This is a genomic window from Nocardia sp. bgisy134, from assembly GCF_057708325.1.
In genome coordinates, this window is record NZ_JBYIRW010000018.1 from 86,820 (window position 1) to 104,519 (window position 17,700).

Annotated in this window: 20 protein-coding genes; 9 read left to right on the forward strand and 11 right to left on the reverse strand. The window is 69.8% G+C overall.

Going from position 1 to position 17,700, the window contains the following annotated elements:
- Positions 1 to 25 precede the first annotated feature (25 nt).
- The 6 genes from AC3ERS_RS27770 to crcB (AC3ERS_RS27795) form a co-directional block, all read right to left on the reverse strand.
- Entirely contained in the window at positions 26 to 763 is a 738-nt protein-coding gene (locus tag AC3ERS_RS27770) for a DsbA family protein (RefSeq protein WP_431971046.1), read from the reverse strand.
- A 107-nt stretch (positions 764 to 870) separates the two neighbouring features.
- Positions 871 to 2,214: an MFS transporter gene (locus AC3ERS_RS27775; protein WP_431971047.1), complete on the reverse strand. Its 1,344-nt coding sequence runs from the start codon at positions 2,212 to 2,214 to the stop codon at positions 871 to 873.
- Entirely contained in the window at positions 2,204 to 3,847 is a 1,644-nt protein-coding gene (pgm, locus tag AC3ERS_RS27780; protein ID WP_431971137.1) for a phosphoglucomutase (alpha-D-glucose-1,6-bisphosphate-dependent), read from the reverse strand. The genes AC3ERS_RS27775 and pgm overlap by 11 nt, the downstream gene beginning before the upstream one ends.
- A gap of 47 nt (positions 3,848 to 3,894) precedes the next feature.
- A complete protein-coding gene (gene crcB / locus AC3ERS_RS27785; protein WP_431971048.1) occupies positions 3,895 to 4,257 on the reverse strand; it encodes a fluoride efflux transporter CrcB in 363 nt (120 codons plus the stop codon).
- Entirely contained in the window at positions 4,254 to 4,616 is a 363-nt protein-coding gene (locus AC3ERS_RS27790) for a DUF190 domain-containing protein (protein ID WP_431971049.1), read from the reverse strand. The genes crcB (AC3ERS_RS27785) and AC3ERS_RS27790 overlap by 4 nt, the downstream gene beginning before the upstream one ends.
- A 64-nt stretch (positions 4,617 to 4,680) precedes the next feature.
- Entirely contained in the window at positions 4,681 to 5,154 is a 474-nt protein-coding gene (gene crcB, locus AC3ERS_RS27795) for a fluoride efflux transporter CrcB (protein WP_431971050.1), read from the reverse strand.
- Between the two features lie 258 nt (positions 5,155 to 5,412).
- On the opposite strand from crcB (AC3ERS_RS27795), the gene AC3ERS_RS27800 reads away from it, so the two are divergent.
- On the forward strand, positions 5,413 to 6,588 hold the full coding sequence (locus AC3ERS_RS27800; protein WP_431971051.1) for a lipase family protein: 1,176 nt from the start codon (positions 5,413 to 5,415) through the stop codon (positions 6,586 to 6,588).
- Between the two features lie 96 nt (positions 6,589 to 6,684).
- Here the strand turns inward: AC3ERS_RS27800 and AC3ERS_RS27805 are convergent, their stop codons facing one another.
- Positions 6,685 to 8,178 (reverse strand): MFS transporter, encoded by a 1,494-nt coding sequence (locus tag AC3ERS_RS27805; protein ID WP_431971052.1) that lies wholly within the window; start codon positions 8,176 to 8,178, stop codon positions 6,685 to 6,687.
- A 118-nt stretch (positions 8,179 to 8,296) separates the two neighbouring features.
- On the opposite strand from AC3ERS_RS27805, the gene AC3ERS_RS27810 reads away from it, so the two are divergent.
- Together AC3ERS_RS27810 and AC3ERS_RS27815 are read left to right on the forward strand one after the other, a co-directional pair.
- Positions 8,297 to 8,971: a TetR/AcrR family transcriptional regulator gene (locus AC3ERS_RS27810; RefSeq protein WP_431971053.1), complete on the forward strand. Its 675-nt coding sequence runs from the start codon at positions 8,297 to 8,299 to the stop codon at positions 8,969 to 8,971.
- Between the two features lie 53 nt (positions 8,972 to 9,024).
- Positions 9,025 to 10,323: a D-arabinono-1,4-lactone oxidase gene (locus AC3ERS_RS27815; RefSeq protein ID WP_431971054.1), complete on the forward strand. Its 1,299-nt coding sequence runs from the start codon at positions 9,025 to 9,027 to the stop codon at positions 10,321 to 10,323.
- A gap of 71 nt (positions 10,324 to 10,394) precedes the next feature.
- On the opposite strand, the gene AC3ERS_RS27820 is transcribed toward AC3ERS_RS27815, so the two are convergent.
- On the reverse strand, positions 10,395 to 11,141 hold the full coding sequence (locus tag AC3ERS_RS27820) for an SIR2 family NAD-dependent protein deacylase (RefSeq protein WP_431971055.1): 747 nt from the start codon (positions 11,139 to 11,141) through the stop codon (positions 10,395 to 10,397).
- A gap of 154 nt (positions 11,142 to 11,295) precedes the next feature.
- Between AC3ERS_RS27820 and AC3ERS_RS27825 the strand changes: the two genes are divergently transcribed.
- The 3 genes from AC3ERS_RS27825 (at position 11,296) to AC3ERS_RS27835 (ending at position 13,474) form a co-directional block, all read left to right on the forward strand.
- Positions 11,296 to 12,204: an oxygenase MpaB family protein gene (locus AC3ERS_RS27825; protein ID WP_431971056.1), complete on the forward strand. Its 909-nt coding sequence runs from the start codon at positions 11,296 to 11,298 to the stop codon at positions 12,202 to 12,204.
- A 410-nt stretch (positions 12,205 to 12,614) separates the two neighbouring features.
- On the forward strand, positions 12,615 to 13,028 hold the full coding sequence (locus tag AC3ERS_RS27830; RefSeq protein WP_431971057.1) for an arsenate reductase ArsC: 414 nt from the start codon (positions 12,615 to 12,617) through the stop codon (positions 13,026 to 13,028).
- 53 nt (positions 13,029 to 13,081) lie between these two features.
- Entirely contained in the window at positions 13,082 to 13,474 is a 393-nt protein-coding gene (locus tag AC3ERS_RS27835) for a VOC family protein (protein WP_431971058.1), read from the forward strand.
- A gap of 22 nt (positions 13,475 to 13,496) precedes the next feature.
- On the opposite strand, the gene AC3ERS_RS27840 is transcribed toward AC3ERS_RS27835, so the two are convergent.
- Positions 13,497 to 14,231, reverse strand: coding sequence for a DUF6597 domain-containing transcriptional factor (locus tag AC3ERS_RS27840; RefSeq protein ID WP_431971059.1), 735 nt, complete (start codon positions 14,229 to 14,231; stop codon positions 13,497 to 13,499).
- A 225-nt stretch (positions 14,232 to 14,456) separates the two neighbouring features.
- On the opposite strand from AC3ERS_RS27840, the gene AC3ERS_RS27845 reads away from it, so the two are divergent.
- Positions 14,457 to 14,930: a YiiD C-terminal domain-containing protein gene (locus AC3ERS_RS27845; protein ID WP_431971060.1), complete on the forward strand. Its 474-nt coding sequence runs from the start codon at positions 14,457 to 14,459 to the stop codon at positions 14,928 to 14,930.
- Positions 14,931 to 14,969: 39 nt separating this feature from the next.
- On the opposite strand, the gene AC3ERS_RS27850 is transcribed toward AC3ERS_RS27845, so the two are convergent.
- The gene (locus AC3ERS_RS27850) at positions 14,970 to 15,458 is read right to left on the reverse strand and encodes a hypothetical protein (RefSeq protein ID WP_431971061.1); all 489 of its coding nucleotides are present in this window, start codon (positions 15,456 to 15,458) and stop codon (positions 14,970 to 14,972) included.
- Between the two features lie 249 nt (positions 15,459 to 15,707).
- On the opposite strand from AC3ERS_RS27850, the gene AC3ERS_RS27855 reads away from it, so the two are divergent.
- Together AC3ERS_RS27855 and AC3ERS_RS27860 are read left to right on the forward strand one after the other, a co-directional pair.
- Positions 15,708 to 16,652, forward strand: coding sequence for a threonine/serine dehydratase (locus AC3ERS_RS27855; protein ID WP_431971062.1), 945 nt, complete (start codon positions 15,708 to 15,710; stop codon positions 16,650 to 16,652).
- Positions 16,653 to 16,766: 114 nt separating this feature from the next.
- A complete protein-coding gene (locus AC3ERS_RS27860) occupies positions 16,767 to 17,312 on the forward strand; it encodes a thioredoxin family protein (protein WP_431971063.1) in 546 nt (181 codons plus the stop codon).
- 18 nt (positions 17,313 to 17,330) lie between these two features.
- Here AC3ERS_RS27860 and AC3ERS_RS27865 read toward each other — a convergent pair whose 3' ends face one another.
- A complete protein-coding gene (locus AC3ERS_RS27865; protein WP_157108003.1) occupies positions 17,331 to 17,618 on the reverse strand; it encodes a hypothetical protein in 288 nt (95 codons plus the stop codon).
- Positions 17,619 to 17,700 lie beyond the last annotated feature (82 nt).

The window sequence follows — 17,700 nt, forward strand, 5'->3', positions numbered from 1 at the left end:
CCGGCTCGGAGGGGGAGCCGGGCGGTCAGCGGGTCAGCTCGACCACCCACTCCTCGTTGTTCACGTCGATCTTGTTCTGCCCCTCGAACACCGACGGCGTCGCGGCGCGGCCGTCCAACCGCGCGTTCAGGTCGTCCATGGCCGCCTTCGCGTGCGCCTTGGCGCTCTCGACCTTCGCCCCGGTCGCCACGCACTGCACGACCTGGTCGGGCGCCCCCGCTTCCCGCGCCAGCCCGGGCAGCTGCTCGTTGCTCAGGTCGTCGCCGCCTTCCTTCGGCTGCTTCGACACGAACAGCAGCTCGTGGAACTTCGAGTACACCGGACCGTTGCCCGCCTCGGCGACGCATTCGGTGGCGGCGACCGCGCGCGTCGAGTAGTCCTTGCTGCTCGACTTCGGGTCGAGGAAGTTCACGTAGTGGTACCGCACCGTGAGCTTGCCCTCGTCCAGCTGCTGGGCCAGTTCTTGGCCGTAGACGCGCTCGAGTGCGCCACAGGCCGGGCACAGCGGGTCCTCGTAGACGTCGATCGCCGTGGGCACACCCGGCTTGCCGAGGACGACGATGCCATCGGGTTGCAGCACCGCGTGCACTCCGGGGTCGCGCACGGGACCGTAGCCGTCGTTGCGCACGTCCGGTTCGTCCCGGCTCCAGCGGAACGCCAGGAACACGATCAGCACGATCAGAGCGAGCGCGACGCCGCCGAGGGCGTAACTGGTCGCGCTGGACATCGGGCGCGGGGTGTAGTTCGAACGCGATTGACTCACGTCAACACTCTGCCGCAACCCCCGCGACCGATGTGCGCCGGGCGGGGCGAGTCGCGCACATCGGCGCTGCTCGCGCCATAGCTCAGAACAACGACTGCGCGTCCCGGCTAGCGACGGGAACCGGTGGGCGAGGCGTGCCGTTCGTCGTGGGTCAGGTCGCGCGGTTCCTCGCACTCGTCGGCGACGCGATGGGCGAGTTGATACTCCGCGTCGTCGCACGGCACGGCGGTGACCTGCTCGGCGGTGTGCCGTTGCAGCGGCTCGGGGACGACCGCCCACGCGGCGGCCGCGATGGCCAGCAGCGTGCCGGTCACGGCGAGGGCCAGTCCGTAGGAGGTGTGCTGGGCGAGCGCGCCGACGGCGATCGGGCCGACGACGGTGCCGAGGTCGGCGGCCATCTGGAACCCCGCGAGCACCGGGCCGCCGCGCGCCTTGGGCCCGATGATGTCGGCGAGCGCGGCCTGCTGAGTCGGCGTCAGCATTCCCGAGCCGAGCCCGGCGACGACGGAGGTCGCCAGGAGCCAGCCGAGGTCGGGGGCGTAGCCGAGCCCCGCGGTGCCGAGCGCGCACACCAGCGAGCCGATGACGAGGAACGGCTTGCGCCCCCACCGGTCCGACAACCGGCCGGAGAGGAACAGCACAGCGACATTGCCCGCGGCGAACGCGGTGAGCGCGACGCCCGCCATGCCGGTGGGCTGCCGCAGCACCTCCACCACGAGCAGCGGCACGAGCGCCATGCGGACACCGAATATCGCGGCGCCGTTGGCGAAGTTGGACCACAGCACCGCGCGGTAGGCAGGGCGGGTCAGCGCCTGACGGAAGGTCATGACGCGCAATTCGCCGCTGACCTCGGGCGCGGCCAGATGCGAATCGCGCAGGCTCAGGTAGACCGCGACGCTCACCGCGAGCAGCGCCGCGGCGTAGATGAGGAACGGCGCGCGCAACCCGAGCCCGGCCAGGGCGCCGCCCACCAGCGGCCCGCTCACCGAGCCGATCAGGAAGCTCGTCGACCACAGGCCCGACACCCGCCCGCGCTGTTCGGGCGGCGAGATGCGGATCACCAGCGCCAGCGACGACACGGTGAACATCGTCGAGCCGATGCCGCCCACCGAGCGCAAAACCAGGAGTTGCCAATAACTCTGGGCCAGCGCGCTCGCTCCGGTGGACACCGCGACGATCACCAGGCCGGACAGGTACACCCAGCGCTCCCCCAGCCGCTGCACCAGCCGACCGCTGACCGGCGCGAACAACAGCCGCATCAACGCGAACGCGCTGACGATCGCGGACGCGGCCGCCACTCCGACGCCGAAGCTGCGCGCGAACTGCGGCAGCACCGGAGCCACCAACCCGAATCCGATGGCGATGACGAACGCGGCTCCGATCAGCACCCAGATCTCGCTGGGCAGGCCTCCGGCTCTCGTGCTCGCCAGCGCCCTGGCTCTACAGCTCACCCGTCAGCGCCTTGCCCACCATCTCCTCCGCGGCCGCCTGCACCTGGGCCAGGTGCTCACTGCCGTGGAACGACTCCGCGTAGATCTTGTACTTGTCCTCGGTGCCGGACGGACGCGCCGCGAACCAGGCGTTCTCCGTGGTGACTTTGAGCCCGCCCAGCGGTGCGCCGTTGCCCCTCGCGCGGGTGAGCACGGCGGTAATCGGCTCGCCCGCGATCTCCTTGGTGGTGATCACATCCGGTGTCAACCTCGCCAGCCGTGCTTTCTGTTCCGGGGTGGCCGCGGCGTCGATGCGGGCGTAGGCGGGGCTGCCGTAGCGGCGCTCGAGCTCGACGTAGCGCGCGGACGGCGTCTGGCCGGTGCACGCGGCGATCTCGGCGGCGAGCAGCGCGAGCAGGATGCCGTCCTTGTCGGTGGTCCACACCGTGCCGTCCATCCGCAGGAACGAGGCGCCCGCGCTCTCCTCGCCGCCGAAAGCGAGGCTGCCGCTGAACAATCCGGGCACGAACCACTTGAACCCGACCGGCACCTCGTGCACGTCGCGGCCGAGTACGCCGACCACCCGGTCGATCATGGACGAGGTGACCACCGTCTTGCCGATCTTGGTGAGCGCGTCCCAGCCGATACGGTTCGCCACCAGGTATTCGATCGCGACGGCGAGGAAGTGGTTGGGGTTCATCAGCCCGCCGTCGGGGGTGACGATGCCGTGCCGGTCGGCGTCGGCGTCGTTGCCGGTGGAGATGTCGTAGTCGTCCTTGATCGCCACCAGCGCCGCCATGGCGTAGCGCGAGGACGGGTCCATCCGGATCTTGCCGTCGCTGTCCAGCGTCATGAATCGCCAGGTCGGGTCGACGAACGGGTTGACGACCTCGAGTTCCAGGTCGTAGCGCTGGCCGATCTCCTCCCAGTAGTCGACGCTGGCGCCGCCCATCGGGTCGGCGCCGAGGCGGATGCCCGCGCCGCGAATCGCGTCCAGGTTCAACACGTTCGGCAGGTCGGCGATGTAGTGGTCGAGGTAGTCGTAGCGCTGGACGCTGGTGGCCAGCGCGTGCTGCAGGGTGGTGCGCTTGACCTCGGACAGCCCGGTACGCAACAGCTCGTTCGCCCGCGCGGCGATGGCGTCGGTAGCGACGGTGTCGGCCGGGCCGCCGTGCGGCGGGTTGTATTTGAAGCCGCCGTCGCGCGGGGGATTGTGCGAGGGCGTGACCACGATGCCGTCGGCCTGGTGCTTGGTGCCGTTGGTGTTGTGCCGCAACACCGCGTGGCTCAGCGCCGGGGTCGGGGTGTAGCGGTCGCGGGCGTCGATCACCGCGGTGACGTCGTTGGCGGCGAGCACCTCCAGTGCGGTGGTCCACGCGGGCTCGGACAGCGCGTGCGTGTCCCTGGCCAGATACACCGGACCCGTGATGCCCCTGGTGGCGCGGTATTCGACGATCGCCTGGGTGATCGCGAGGATGTGCGCCTCGTTGAACGCGCAGTCCAGGCTGGACCCGCGATGTCCCGAGGTGCCGAACTCCACCTGCTGGGCCGGATCCGACGGGTCGGGGATGTGGCTGTAGTAGGCGGTCACCAGGTGGGCGATGTCCTCCAGGTCGGTCGCCCGCGCGGGTCGCCCGGCTCGATCATGGGCCATGCTCGGGTCTCCCTTCCAGGTCGGCTGCGCCCGGCTCGTCATCAAGATCATGCCCACAACCACTGGGTCGCGGACGCGGCGGCGTACACCGCGGCCAGGCTGGCCGCCACGCTGATCACGACATTGCCCACCGCGTAGGTGTAGGCGCCGTCCGCGACCAGTCGGATGGTCTCGTATCCGAATGTGCTGAACGTCGTCAACGCGCCGCAGAAGCCGGTTCCCGCCAAAGAGAGGAGCCAGCTGTCCGCGCTCGCGCCGTACAAACCGCCCAGCACCGCCGAACCGACAATGTTAACCGTCAAAGTTCCCAAAGGCAGCAGGGATTCGAAACGGGCGGCAACGGCGCGGTCGATCAGATAGCGCAGCGGCGCGCCGACCATGCCGCCGATCACGACGAGGACCGTGGTCATCGGGCCACCCCGAGGGCGGACTGCCAGGTCTCCACCGGCGACAGCGAGACGGTCACGCCGCCGAGCAATTCGGCGTTCTGCTCGACGAACGACCGCAGGCGCTCCGGCTCGTCGACGATCATCACTTGCACGGGAAGGTGTTCGGCCAAGTCGAGGATGCGGCTGGTGTGGATGCGCGAGGACGCGCCGTAGCCCTCCACGCCGCGCCACACGCTGGCGCCCGCCAGGCCCGCGTCGCGCGCGCGGCGCACGATCTCGTGGAACAGGGGGCCGTGCCGCCACTTGTCGTCCTCGTCGAGCAGCACCGTCAACCGCGCGGCCTGCCGCCACTGCCCCGCGTTCGCAGGTGAACCACTCATCGCATGACCCCCTTCCGTAGTACGTACCAGTCGTCCACCGCACCGCCCGCTGGCGATGCGCCGTTCACCGTCGTCCGCCGCGCTGTCGCGGTCCTGCCGTGCCTGCCGCGAGCCGCGCCACCCCCATGCCGAGCCAGACCGCGCCGAGCGTCGCCGCCAGCGTCCCCCCGAGATAGCCGAGCGCCTCGGTCGTGGCGCCCGATTCGAGCAGTCTACGAATCTCGAGACTATAGGTCGAAAAGGTCGTGAAACCGCCCAGCAACCCGACGCCGACGAAGGGGCGCAGCAGTCTGTGGGCTACCCAGACCTCGGTGATCAGAACCATCAGAATTCCGATCGCGAAACAACCGATGACATTCACGGCGAAGGTAGCCCACGGCACCTGGCCCGGCTGCGGCGGCCACCATAGTCCGACCGCGTAGCGCAGTACGGCGCCCAGCCCGCCGCCCAACGAGATCACCAGGAGCACCGCCGGCTCGACGGCCGGGATGCGGGCTTGCGAGCCCATCTGCTGACCTCCTGCCGCGCCGAACGTCATCGGCGTCATGCTATCGGTAGGACCACCCGGTCGGTTCGCCCAGGGGACGCGCATGACGAACAGCCACGTTCGTTGACATGGATCGCGCCGCCGACTACGAATGCCCCGAAGGTTTCGCCACGGTTCCCCCTCACCCACCCCTTCGGCAATGGAGCGACGATGGCGGTACGACGGGCAGTACCCGACGCGCGTCCGACGGCGGCGGCAGCGCGCCGCACCGTGCGGCAGCAAACTTCGAGCGGCAGGCGTTCACGTCCGATGCGACGCGTCGCCCTCGCGGCGCTCGCGGTCGCGGCGACCTGCCTCGGGCATACCGCGCCCGCGGCGGCGCTGCCGATCTATCCGATCCCCGACGCCGACGGCTTCTACGCCGCGCCGTCCGATCTGGCCGCGTTCCAGCTCGGAGATGTGCTGCGCAGCAGGGTCGTTCCCGCGGCGATCTTTCCCGGTTCCACGGTGTGGCAGCTGCTGTTCCGCTCCATCGACTCCGCGAACGAACCGATCGCGGCGATGACCACGGTGCTGGTGCCGCCGGGCGGCGGGCTCGACCGTCCGCTGGTGTCGTACCAGCCGTTCGTCAACTCGCTCGGCATGCAGTGCGCGCCCTCGCACAGCCTCTTCGACGGCGGCATGCAGGAGGCTCCCGCGTTGAATCTGCTGCTCGCCAGGGGCTGGGCCGTGGCGGTGCCCGATCACCTCGGGCCGACCGGCGCGTACGGCGCGGCACAGCTGGGCGGCCACATCACCCTCGACGGCCTCCGCGCGGCAAAGCGTTTCGCCCCCGCGGGCCTCGCCGGCAGCCCGGTGGGCCTGGCCGGGTACTCGGGCGGCGGCACGGCCACCGGATTCGCGGCCGCGCTCGCTCCCGAGTACGCACCCGAACTGCCGATCGCCGGCGTGGCCATGGGCGGGGTTCCGGTGAACATCGGCACGCTGGCCCGCGATCTCGGCGCGAACCCCAACCCGCTGTTCGGGCTCGGCTTCGCGGCCGCGATGGGCCTCGAACGCGAATACCCGGGCCGGATGGACATGTCGCCCAGGCTCAATCCAGCCGGGCGGACGCTGCGCGATCAGATCGCCAACGCCTGCACCGACGAGATCATCAGCGCGGGCGCGAACCGTAGTTTCTCCGACGTGTTGAACGGACCGCTGGAGGCCGACTCGTCCACCGTCCAGGTCCTGGAGGAGAACAGCCTGGAGACCTTCCCCGGCGTCCCACGCGCCCCGGTGTACCAATGGCACGGCGAGGCCGACGACGTCGATCCCGGCCTCGTCCGCACGGTCACCGCTCGCTACTGCCGGGCGGGCACACCGGTGCAGCTCGACATCATCCCCGGCGCCGACCACAACGCGGCGGGCACGCAGGGCGCGCCGCGGGCCTTCGGCTACCTGTCCGATCGATTCGCCGGCGTCCCGGCTCCGAGCAATTGTTGAGAGGTCGCCGCACAGCACAGCGCCCGCGTCCGGTCGAAACCGGCGCGGGCGCTGTGTTTTTCGAATTGCCTTCGTGGTTTTCGAGTTGCCTTCGGGTCAGTGCGCGAGCACCGGCTCACCCTCCGCGGGCGCGGGCTGGGTGTTCGGCATCAGCACCGCCGAGAGCAGGGCGCCGAGGACGAAGATCGCGGTGGCCCACCAGAAGCTGGTGGTGTAGCTCTCGATCTGGGCCTGGGCGACGGCCAGCGGGCCGGGCTGCGCGGTGGACAGGTAGTCCGTGGCGGCCGAGGCGGCGATGGTGCTCAACAGCGCGGTGCCGATGGAGCCGCCGACCTGCTGGCTGGTGTTGATCATGGCCGAGGCCACGCCCGCGTCCTCGTGGTGCACGCCCGAGGTCGCGCCCTGGAAGGCGGTCGCCATGGCGCCACCGAGGCCGAGACCCATCAGGACCAGGGCGGGCAGGATGTGCGTGCCGTAGCCGGTGTCCAGGCCGATCCGGGTCAGCCAGGCCATGCCCGCGGCGGCGATCAGGAACCCGGCGGACACCACGATCTTCGGACCGAACTTCGGCAGCAGCACCGAGGGCGTGGTGGTCGAGGAGACGATCATTGCGGCCACCATCGGCAGGAACGCCACGCCGGTCTTGATCGGCGAGTAGCCCAGGCTCAGCTGCATGTAGTAGGTCAGGAACAGGAAGATCGCGAACATGCCGATGCCCATCACGAACACGGTCATGTAGGAGCCGGCGCGGGTGCGGTCCAACAGGATTCGCAGCGGCAGCAGCGGGTGCGCGACCCGGGACTCCAGCCAGACGAACACCGCGAGCAGCGCCGCGCCGCCGATCAGGAAGGCCAGGGTGGCGCCGTTGGTCCAGCCGTCGGTCTCCGCGTGCGCGAAGCCGTAGACGATGCCGAACAACGCCGCGGTCACCACGACGGTCCCGGGGATGTCGAGCTTGGGTCGCTCGGCGCTGACGTGCTTGGCGAGCAGCAGCACCGCGCCGACCAGCGCGACGGCCGCGAAGGCCAGATTGACGAACATCACCCAGCGCCAGTTGGCCCACTCGGTGAGCGCGCCGCCGAGCAGCAGGCCGATCGCGCCGCCGGTACCGGCGACCGCGCCGAAGATGCCGAAGGCCTTGGCCCGCTCGGACGGTTCGGTGAAAGTGACGGTCAGCAGCGACAGAGCGGCGGGCGCGAGCAGCGCGCCGAACACGCCCTGGCCGACGCGAGCCGCGACGAGCACCTCGAAGTTGGGCGCGGCGCCACCGATGGCCGAGGCGACGGCGAAGCCGACCAGGCCGATGATGAAGGTGTTGCGGCGGCCGAACAGGTCGCTCAGGCGTCCGCCGAGCAGCAGCAGGCTGCCGAACGCCAGCGCGTAGCCGGTGATCACCCACTGGCGGTCGGCGTCACTGAAGCCGAGGTCCTGCTGGGCGGCGGGAAGTGCGATGTTCACCACGGTGGCGTCGAGCACCACCATCAGCTGTGCCACGCCGAGCACGGCGAGCACCCACCAGCGCAGCGCGTGTGAGCCGCGGCGCTGGGATTTCTCGGGGGCAGGCGCCCCACGATCGATCACGGTAGTCATAGGTCCCCTCGAGACTCGGGTATCGATGCGGAGATATCACCTCCGCTTACCGGTAGAAGCTATCACGTTAACGGAGACAATGCCTCCGCTTAATCCCGATCGTTGCTAACATGGGGATGTGAATCACGCCACGGCCCCCGCCCCACCTCGGCGCCTGCGTGCCGACGCCGCGCGCAATCAGCAGCGCATCGTCGCCGCGGCGCGCGAGTTGTTCGCCGAGCACGGACTCGAGATCACCCTCGACGACGTCGCGGAGAAAGCGGGCGTCGGCGTAGGGACCGTGTACCGGCGGTTCGCCAACAAGAAGGAGCTCATCGCCGAGGTCTTCGAGCAGCATATCGGCGAGTTCGCCGTGGCAGCCGAGGAGGCCGCGCAGCACCCCGACCCATGGCTGGGGGTCGTCCAGTTCTTCGAGTACGCCTGCAGGCACCTGGCGAACAACCGCGGCTTCAGCGAGGTCATGCTCGAGCTCGAGGAGGACCCCGGACGGTTCGCCGCGCTGCGCGATCGCATCAAGCCGACCGTCGCGGCCGTCATCGACCGCGCCCGCGACGCGGGGACGCTGCAGCCCGATATCGAACCGAGTGATTTCTTCGCGCTGATCCACATGGTCGACGCGCTGGCCGAGTTCGCCAAGCCCGTCAATCCCGATGTCTGGCAGCGTTATGCGGCCATCATGCTGAACGGCGTGCGCGCCGACTCCATCCCGCGCATGCCGCTGCTGGTCGCGCCGCTGAACGACGATGAAGTCGAAACGGCCAAAGCGCACACCTGCCTGGGACGCCGCCGGTAATCGAAAACCGAGCGCGGGTAGCGCGCGTCACACGCATGCCTTAAATTGGACGCATGACCAACTCGTGGGTGAACTGGGCCGGGGATCAAGACTGCACACCGGCGACCCTCGCCTCCCCGCGCAACCACGAGGAACTCGCCGAACTGCTCGCCGGCGCGGCGGACCGCGGGCAGAACGTCCGGGTCGCGGGCGCCGGGCACTCCTTCACCGACACTGTTCTCACCGACGGCACGCTGCTCGACCTGTCGCGGATGAACCGCGTCCTCGAACTCGACGCCGCGACCGGGCGAGCACGGGTCGAGGCGGGCATCACCCTCAACGCGGCCAGCGCGGCGCTGCACGCCGCCGGGCTGGCCTTCCCCAACCTCGGCGACATCGACGTGCAGACCATCGCGGGCGCCACCGCGACCGGCACGCACGGCACGGGCGCGACGCTACAGAACATCTCCGCCGCGCTGCATTCGGTCGAGCTGACGCTCGCCGACGGCAGCCGGGTCGAACTCGACGCCGAGAACGACCCTGACGGCTGGCGGGCGGTGCGGGTCAGCGTGGGCGCGCTCGGCGTGGTCACGGCGGTCACCCTGCAACTGGTGCCCTCGTTCGTGCTCGAAGGCGTGGAACGGCCGGTGCCGGTGGACGAGGTGCTCGCCGACCTGGATTCCTACGTCGACGGCAACGAGCACTTCGAGTTCTACATGTTCGCGCACAGCCCGCTGGCGATGACCAAGCGCAACAACCGCGTCGACCTGCCGGAACAGCCGCGCGGCAAGATGCTGGACTGGCTCGCCGACATCCTCATGTCCAACTACACCTTCGACGCGCTGTGCCGCGTCGCCAAGCGTCAGCCCGCGGTCATCCCGTGGATCCACCGCGGCGCCGCCTACGCGGGCAGCTACCGCCGCCAGGTAGACCGGTCCTACCGGGTGTTCGCCTCCCCCAGACTGTTTCGCTTCACCGAGATGGAATACGCCATCCCGCGGGAACATTCGGTCGCGGCGATCAGGGAGATCAAAGAGGTGTCGGCGCGCTTCCAGACGCCCATGCCGATCGAGGTGCGCTGGGTCGCGCCCGACGACGCCTTCCTCTCCCCCGCGAGCGGCCGCGACACCTGCTACATCGCCGTGCACCAGTATCGCGGCATGGAGTGGGAGCCGTACTTCCGCGCCTGCGAAGAGGTCTTCGACCGCTACCAGGGCCGCCCGCACTGGGGCAAGCGCCACTTCCAGACCGCCGACACCCTGCGCGAGCGCTACCCGGACTGGGACCGCTTCACCGAAGTCCGCCGCCGCTTCGACCCCAAGGCCCGCTTCGCCAATCCGTACCTGGACCGCGTCCTCGGCCCGATCGGCTGATCGGACCGCAGGGGTCGGTCGGCTGACGGCCGCCGCCACCCCGGCCGCTCACTTCGGAACGCCGAAGGTGGTCAGGCGTCGAGGATTTCGGCGACGAGGCGGGGGACGGCGGCGCCGATGGGTTCGCGGATCACTTCGGTGGCGATGTCGTCGTAGGGGGTCGGTTCGGCGTTGACGATGACGAGGTCGGCGCCCGCGCGGACGGCGACGGCGCACATCGAAGCAGCCGGTTCGACCTGCAGCGAGGTACCGATGGCGAGGAAGATGTCGCTGGTCTCGGCGGTGATCGCGGCCTTGGCGAGAGTGCGCTGATCCATCTGCTGGCCGAACATGATCGTCGCGGCCTTGAGGATGCCGCCGCACGCGGGGCAGGGCGGATCGGGTTCGCCCGCGGCTACCCGCTCCAGGGTGGCGGCCATGCTGGTCTCGAAATCGCATTCCACGCAGACGACCTCGAACATGTTGCCGTGAATCTCGATGACCCGCTCCGGCGGCGAGCCTGCGCGCTGGTGCAGCCGGTCGATGTTCTGGGTGATGATCGTGACCGCGCGACCCGCCCGCGCCAGCTCGACGAGCGCCTCGTGCGCGGTGTTCGGCGTCGCCTGCCAGGCCGGGTTGTCGCGGCGCGCCAGCCACGCGCGTTCCCGCAGGCCAGGGTCGGCCAGGTAGTTGTCGTAGGTCGAGAGCAGTTCGGCGATGGGGTCTTTCGTCCACACCCCGCGCGGCCCGCGGAAATCGGGGATGCCCGAGTCGGTGGAGATGCCCGCACCGGTGAGCACGCCGATCCGGCCTGCGCGCTCGCGCCACTGCCCTGTCATACCCACTCCGTCCGCTCCGTCGCCATGGCAGCCAGCGTAGGTCGCGCGCCACAGAACGGGCCACCGGCGGATCTTGCACACGACAAGAGAATGAGAGATTGGTATGATAATCATCTCATCGTTCTAAGTTGGGTCGATCAAAGGAGATCGCACAATGACCGCGTCCGCCGCACTCGAGACCACCGCGCGGGAACTGCCCCCGCGCCGTCCCTTCGCGCCCGGCACCCGGATGTGGGACGAGACCGGCCTGATCACGTTCTCGCTGACCGCGGGCTCCGCCTTCCTCCTGCAGACCATGGAGCCGACCATCTCCGCCGTCGTCGACGAGCACTCCAGCTTCCGCACCGACCCCATGGGCCGCGCCGTGCGCAGCCTCTCCTCGGTGATGATGTGGGTCTACGGCGGCGAGGAGGCGCTCGCCGAGGCCGACCGGCTTCGCTCGATGCACGCCTCGCTGAACACCACCGACGCCGCGGGCATGCGACACAAGGCGCTCGCGTCCGGGCCGTGGGCCTGGGTGCTGCACACCGGAACCTTCGCCTTCACCGAGAGCGCCGAGTACTTCGCCCGCCGCCCGCTCACCTACGCCGAGAAGGAGGCGTACTACCAGGAGACGTTGCAGCTGATGCGCAACTTCTCGGTGGCGCCCAAGGAGATTCCGGAGAACTACGCCGCCTTCGAGAAGTTCTTCGACGACATGGTCGAGAACCACCTGCGCGAGACGAGCACCGCGCACGACTACCTGCGGGTGATCCGCTCGGTCGCGCCGCCGAAGCAGCTGCCGCGAGTCCTGACGCCGCTCTGGCGCGCGGCGGTCGCGCCGATCGGACGGATGCAGTACTTCGTCACCGTGGGCACCACGCCGGAGGCCGCGCGGCGCAAGCTCGGTCTCACCTGGACCGCCGCGGACGAGCGCAAGCTGCGAGCGCTGGGCTGGTTCATCGCGCGCGGCGTTCCGCTCCTTCCCGAACGGGTGCGCTACTTCCCCATCGCTTATGAGGCGCGGCGGCTCGAACGCGACCGGGCGCGGCTGCGCAAGGTGATCGACCTGCGCCCGATCTGACCCCGCACCACGACCCGCCGCCGCGACATCCTCGGATGTCGCAGCGGTTTCGCGTTCCCGCACCCCAACGGCGGGCCAGTCGTCAAGCGCGGCAAGAGTTCTCGTCCCCGCTGGCTGCCGCGCACGAATTTTGCGACCGACTGGTCTTTTCTGCCCGAGTGTAGACCTTCGTCACAGCAACGACTTTCGCGTCTCGATGCCTCTAGCAGCGCAAACGTCACGGCGCCGCGGATCGAGCGGGCGGGTACGGCCGCGAGAGGTCCCCCATCCTCGGCGCCCGACCGCCCGTATCCCTTACGCTACGACAGCGTTTCGGCCCAATCCTTCCGGACGGTACGCACCGGAACCACACCGCACCGTCGGACCGGTCCGGCCACCACCTAGCATCGCACCACCCGAAAGGCGGCCCGATGGCCCACAAGCCCAGTGTGCTGTTCGTCTGCGTGCACAACGCGGGCAGATCCCAGATGGCCGCCGGGTTTCTCACCGCTCTCGCCGGTGACCGCATCGAGGCACGGTCCGCGGGCAGCGCACCCGCGGCGACCCTGAATCCGGTAGCGGTGGCGGCCATGGCGGAGGTCGGCATCGATATCTCGGACAAGACGCCGCGCAAGCTGACCGACGAGGCCGTCGGCGTCTCCGATGTGGTGATCACCATGGGCTGCGGCGACGCCTGCCCGTTCTTCCCCGGCATCAGCTATCGCGACTGGGTGCTGCCCGACCCGACCGATCAGACCATCGAGGTGGTCCGCACCATCCGCGACCGGATCCGCATCCTGGTGGAGAACCTCATCGCCGAACTGGTGCCTGCGCCGACCCACTGACGACGTCCGATTCGTTCAAGACCGGACCGGCGCACCGTCCTTACGCTGCCGATATGACTCCGCAACTGGATTTCCTCGGCATCGTCACCTCGAACATGGCCGCCTCGCTGGCCTTCTACCGCCGTCTCGGCCTGGAATTCCCGGCCGACGCGGACGCCCAGCCGCACGTCGAAACCCAGCTCGCCGGCGGGATGCGGCTCGCACTCGACACCGAGGACGTCGTTCGCTCCTTCCACGACGAATGGGAGCCGCCGAGCAGCGCGGGCCGTATCGGTCTCGCCTTCCGCTGCGCCGACGCCGCCGAGGTCGATGCGATCTACGCCGATCTGACCTCGGCGGGCTACCGGGGCGAGCTGAAGCCGTGGGACGCGCCATGGGGCCAGCGCTACGCCGTGATCAACGATCCCGACGGCAACGGCATCGACCTCTACGCGCCGCTGAGCTGATGCCTCGACCGGGTGCGTCGGACTACGCGCCGCTCGGCCGGTCTCGCCCGCGGCGGGCCAACCATTCGCCGAGCGGCATTCCCGCCAGCTCCCGCATATCGCGCGCGAGATGCGCTTGATCCGCGTAACCCGTGGCGATCGCGGTGTCGGCGGGCGATGTGCCCGCATGGGCCGAGGCCAACGCCCGCTGTAGGCGCAGGATGCGGGCGAGCATTTTGGGTCCGTAACCGAAGGCGGCCAGCGATCGGCGATGCAGCAGCCGGGCGCCGAGTCCCGCGGCGTCGGCCGTCGCGGCCACCGACCGGCCCGCGTGCAGTGCCGCGACGATCTGGCGCAGCAGCGGGTCGGGCGGTCCGGCCTCGGCAGCCCGGCCCAGCGCGATGGCCTCCAGCGCGGCTGCCCGGTCGGGCGCGTCTTCGACTCGGCCCGCCAGCTCGCGCACGGTCGCCGCGGGCCACAGGTCCGCCAATTCGACTCGCCGGTCCCGCAATTCGTGTGCGGGCACGCCGAGCAGCGCGGGGGCGGTACCAGGAAAGAACCGCACGCCCGTGTATTGCGTCGCCGTCGGAGCGCCCGCGGGATGCGCGGTGGTGTCCGGGCCAGCGACCAGCAGCGTGCCGTCCCGCCACAGCAGGTCCATGCAGCCGTCCGGCAGGACCGGCAGCGGTTCTTCGACGCGCGTCATGGTCCGCGTCCACACCACGGCACCGCTCAATCGTGAGGGGCGCTCGCGATAGTCGATCAGGTCGTCACCCACGGTTCCGAGGCTACTCAGGCACACCGACAACGATTGCCGCAGAATCTCGCTCGCCATCGCCCCCGCCGATTGCGCAGCGCAGCTCCCGTTTCCTAATCTGAGGGCACCCGCCCTCGCCGAGGACGGGACCGGTGAATCAAGGACGACGAGGTCCGCGGGCACAGGGCGCGGACGCCGCGCGGACGATGGTGCGCCGGACCGCACGCGCGAAAGGACTCGGTCCCCATGACCGACAACAGCACCGACGACGCCCCTCCGTTCGTCGACATCATCAACGGCGCCCTGGAGTTCACCATCCCCGCGGCCGCCAAGATGGGCGTCCAGGCGGTCGAGGTGCGCCGCGGATTCGCCGCGACCACGGTGCCGCTGGAGGGCAACGGCAATCACTTCGGGGTGATCTACGCCGGCGTGCAGTTCACCGTCGCCGAGGTGCTCGGCGGCGCCATCGCCGTGGCGACCTTCGACAATTCCGCCTACTACCCGCTGGTCAAGGGCTTCGAGATCAAGTTCGTCGGCATGGCGAAATCCCAGCTGCGCGCGGAGGCCACGCTGCCGGAGGAGGAGATCGCGCGGATCGAGGCGGAGGCGGCCGAGCGCGGCAAGTCGGACTTCACGCTGGAGGCCGTCGTCACCGACGCCGAAGGCAACACCGTCGCGGTGACCAAGGGCCTCTACCAGCTGCGCGCCCACGGCAAGTAGCGCGAGCGCTGCCGCCGCGGCCCACGCCGCGGCGGTGGCTCAGCTCGGCTTCAGCCCGCGCGGGACGACGCGGATGTAGCGCAGCTGCGCGTCGGCGACCAGGTTGCCCACGTCCTGGCAGCCGACCGTGACCTCGGTGGCGGGCGGCGAGGAGAAGGACCACAGCGTGACCCACTTCCTGCCCGCGATGTGCTCTTGTTTCTTCGGCTCCGAGGAACGCAGATCCTCGTTCCTTCCGTTGCTGTCGGCTACCGTGCAGCGCACAGTGTTGACGGCCGCGCCCCATTCGGCGGGAACCGTGATTTCCATGATCGCGGCGGCGGGAATAGGAACTTTTCGCTCCTCGCCGAGCGGAATGCGAAAACCGCCCGCGGGATCGGCGTCCTTCGACGCGGCGGTCGTTGTCGCACCCGCCGAATTCGCCGGAGCGGCGGACGAGGTAGCAGCGGTATCGGCCGACGTGTCAGCGGAACAGCCCGAGACCGCGACAGCCGACAGCGCGAGCGCCGCCATCCAACTCGATTTCACAGATCGACCTCTCGTCATCCCGTGCGCGAGGCAGCGGGCCGGATCAGCGAACGAACAAGAGCATGACAGCTCCTCCTGCGCCTACCCGGTAATCCGCGCCGTATTTGCGCAACTGGTTGGCAAATCGAATGTCAGGCGGCCGGAATTCGAGTCGGACACCGCCGCGAGCGCGGCTGGCTATGATCGCGTTCGGCGGCGCGCGCACTCGACCGCCCCCGAAGGACGTGCGAGGGAGCCGAGCGGAGCCGGATGGACCTGAGTTACGCAGACATCAAGGCCGCCGCCGAGCGCATCTCGGGGCGCGTGCGACCCGTCACGATCGCCCCCGCCGACCCGCCCGACAAGGGCTCGGCCCGGCTCTGGCTGGCCCTCGAATTTCTCCAGCACACCGGGACCTTCAAAGCGCGGGGCGCGCAGAATTTCCTCCAGGCGCACCGCGAGGCGGGCAGTCTGCCCGACCGGGGCGTCACCATAGCCTCCGGCGGCAATGCGGGCATGGCCTGCGCCTGGGCGGCGCGTAATCAGAACGTGCCCGCCACGGTGTTCGTGCCCGCCACCGCGCCACCGGTGAAGATCGACAAGCTGCGCGGCTACGGCGCCGACGTCCGGCTGGTCGGCGAGCAGTACGCCGACGCGCTCGCGGCCTGCCACGCCTTCGCCGAGTCCAGCGGCGCGCTGCTCTCGCACGCCTACGACCACCCACTGATCGCCGCGGGCGCGGGCACCCTGTTGACCGAAATCCATCGGCAACTGCCCCGCCTCGACACCGTCGTCGTCGCGGTCGGCGGCGGCGGCTTGTTCGCCGGAATCGCAACCGCCGCAGCACATTACGGCGTCCGCGTGGTGGCCGCGGAACCGCGGAACTGTCGGGCGCTGCACGCCGCGCTCGCGGCGGGCGCACCCGTCGACGTCGCGGTCGACTCGGTGGCCGCCGACGCTCTGGGCGCGCGCCGCGTCAGCGAGCTGGCCCTCGCCGCGGCGCACGCGGCGGACTCGGTGTCGGTGCTCGTCCCGGACGAGGAGATCGTCGCCACCCGCCGTGCGCTCTGGGCGGAGCACCGGTTGGCGGTCGAACACGCCGCCGCGACCGCCATGGCCGCGCTGACCGGTGGCGGCTACCGTCCCGCGCCCGGCGAGCGGGTGTGCGTCGTGCTGTGCGGTGCGAACACCGATCCGGGCGATCTCACGAAGTAGGCGCACCTCCGGCTGTCGCTCCGGCCGCGCGGAACCTGTCCACGAACTCTCTCCGACAGGGTCCACAGGCCCTCGTCGCCCGTTACCCTCGAAGTGAACCGGACGGAGGCAGATATGGCTCTCGAATCCCTGATGGTCCCGCTTGGCACGCCCGCCCCGGAGTTCGCCCTGCCCGATCTGGACGGCCGGATCCACCGGCGGTCCGATTTCGCGAACGGTCCGGGACTGCTGGTCGTCTTCGCGTGCAATCACTGCCCGTATGTGCGGCACATCGAGGACCAGCTCGGCGCGGTGATCGACGCTTCGAACGTGCCCGCGGTGGCGATCTGCACCAACGACGCCGACGCGTACCCGGACGACAGGCCGGAAGGGCTTCGCGCACAAGCGAAACGGGCGCGATGGTCCTTCCCGTACCTCATCGACGAGTCGCAGTCGGTGGGGCGCGTGTTCGGCGCGGCCTGCACCCCGGACTTCTTTCTCTACGACGCCCGTCTCGCCTTGGCGTACCGCGGCGCGTTCGACGAATCCACTCCGGGCAACGGCAAACCCGTCACCGGCCGCGAACTGCGCGCCGCGCTCGCGGCGGTGCTCGCGGGCGAAACGGTACCGGAACCGCAGCGTCCGAGTATGGGCTGCTCCATCAAGTGGCGCGCCGTCTGAAGCACGCCGGGCGCGGACTCAGCCGACGACCGCGTTCATGATGGTGCCCGCGCTGGTGGCGACGGCGCCGCCGAGCATGGCTCCGGCCACCATCTTCGGCGACTGGAGGCCGCCGCCGGTCCACTTCTCCCAGGCGAACCGGCCGCCCGCGTAGGTGATGGCCGCGATTCCGGAGAGCAGCACGAACCAGGTGAGGTAGCGAACCATTTGGAGGATCTTGTCCGAGATGGGCGGGGCCTCCGGGGTCGGATTGCCGACCTGGGCCAGAACTGTGCCGTACATGTCATGTGCCGTAGCGAGAATCATGCTCACAGCCGTACCCCTCTTCGAATGTCAGCGACGGTTCGAGAACGCCGAAGAGGATCGTACCCCGTTCCGGCCGGAAACA

Coding starts and splice junctions, on each gene's coding strand:
- pgm (WP_431971137.1), bottom strand. CDS start 3,847: ATGGCCCATGATCGAGCCGGGCGACCCGCGCGGGCGACCGACCTGGAG.
- crcB (WP_431971048.1), bottom strand. CDS start 4,257: ATGACCACGGTCCTCGTCGTGATCGGCGGCATGGTCGGCGCGCCGCTG.
- AC3ERS_RS27790 (WP_431971049.1), bottom strand. CDS start 4,616: ATGAGTGGTTCACCTGCGAACGCGGGGCAGTGGCGGCAGGCCGCGCGG.
- crcB (WP_431971050.1), bottom strand. CDS start 5,154: ATGACGTTCGGCGCGGCAGGAGGTCAGCAGATGGGCTCGCAAGCCCGC.
- AC3ERS_RS27800 (WP_431971051.1), top strand. CDS start 5,413: ATGCGACGCGTCGCCCTCGCGGCGCTCGCGGTCGCGGCGACCTGCCTC.
- AC3ERS_RS27805 (WP_431971052.1), bottom strand. CDS start 8,178: ATGACTACCGTGATCGATCGTGGGGCGCCTGCCCCCGAGAAATCCCAG.
- AC3ERS_RS27815 (WP_431971054.1), top strand. CDS start 9,025: ATGACCAACTCGTGGGTGAACTGGGCCGGGGATCAAGACTGCACACCG.
- AC3ERS_RS27820 (WP_431971055.1), bottom strand. CDS start 11,141: ATGACAGGGCAGTGGCGCGAGCGCGCAGGCCGGATCGGCGTGCTCACC.
- AC3ERS_RS27825 (WP_431971056.1), top strand. CDS start 11,296: ATGACCGCGTCCGCCGCACTCGAGACCACCGCGCGGGAACTGCCCCCG.
- AC3ERS_RS27830 (WP_431971057.1), top strand. CDS start 12,615: ATGGCCCACAAGCCCAGTGTGCTGTTCGTCTGCGTGCACAACGCGGGC.
- AC3ERS_RS27835 (WP_431971058.1), top strand. CDS start 13,082: ATGACTCCGCAACTGGATTTCCTCGGCATCGTCACCTCGAACATGGCC.
- AC3ERS_RS27845 (WP_431971060.1), top strand. CDS start 14,457: ATGACCGACAACAGCACCGACGACGCCCCTCCGTTCGTCGACATCATC.
- AC3ERS_RS27855 (WP_431971062.1), top strand. CDS start 15,708: ATGGACCTGAGTTACGCAGACATCAAGGCCGCCGCCGAGCGCATCTCG.
- AC3ERS_RS27860 (WP_431971063.1), top strand. CDS start 16,767: ATGGCTCTCGAATCCCTGATGGTCCCGCTTGGCACGCCCGCCCCGGAG.
- AC3ERS_RS27865 (WP_157108003.1), bottom strand. CDS start 17,618: ATGATTCTCGCTACGGCACATGACATGTACGGCACAGTTCTGGCCCAG.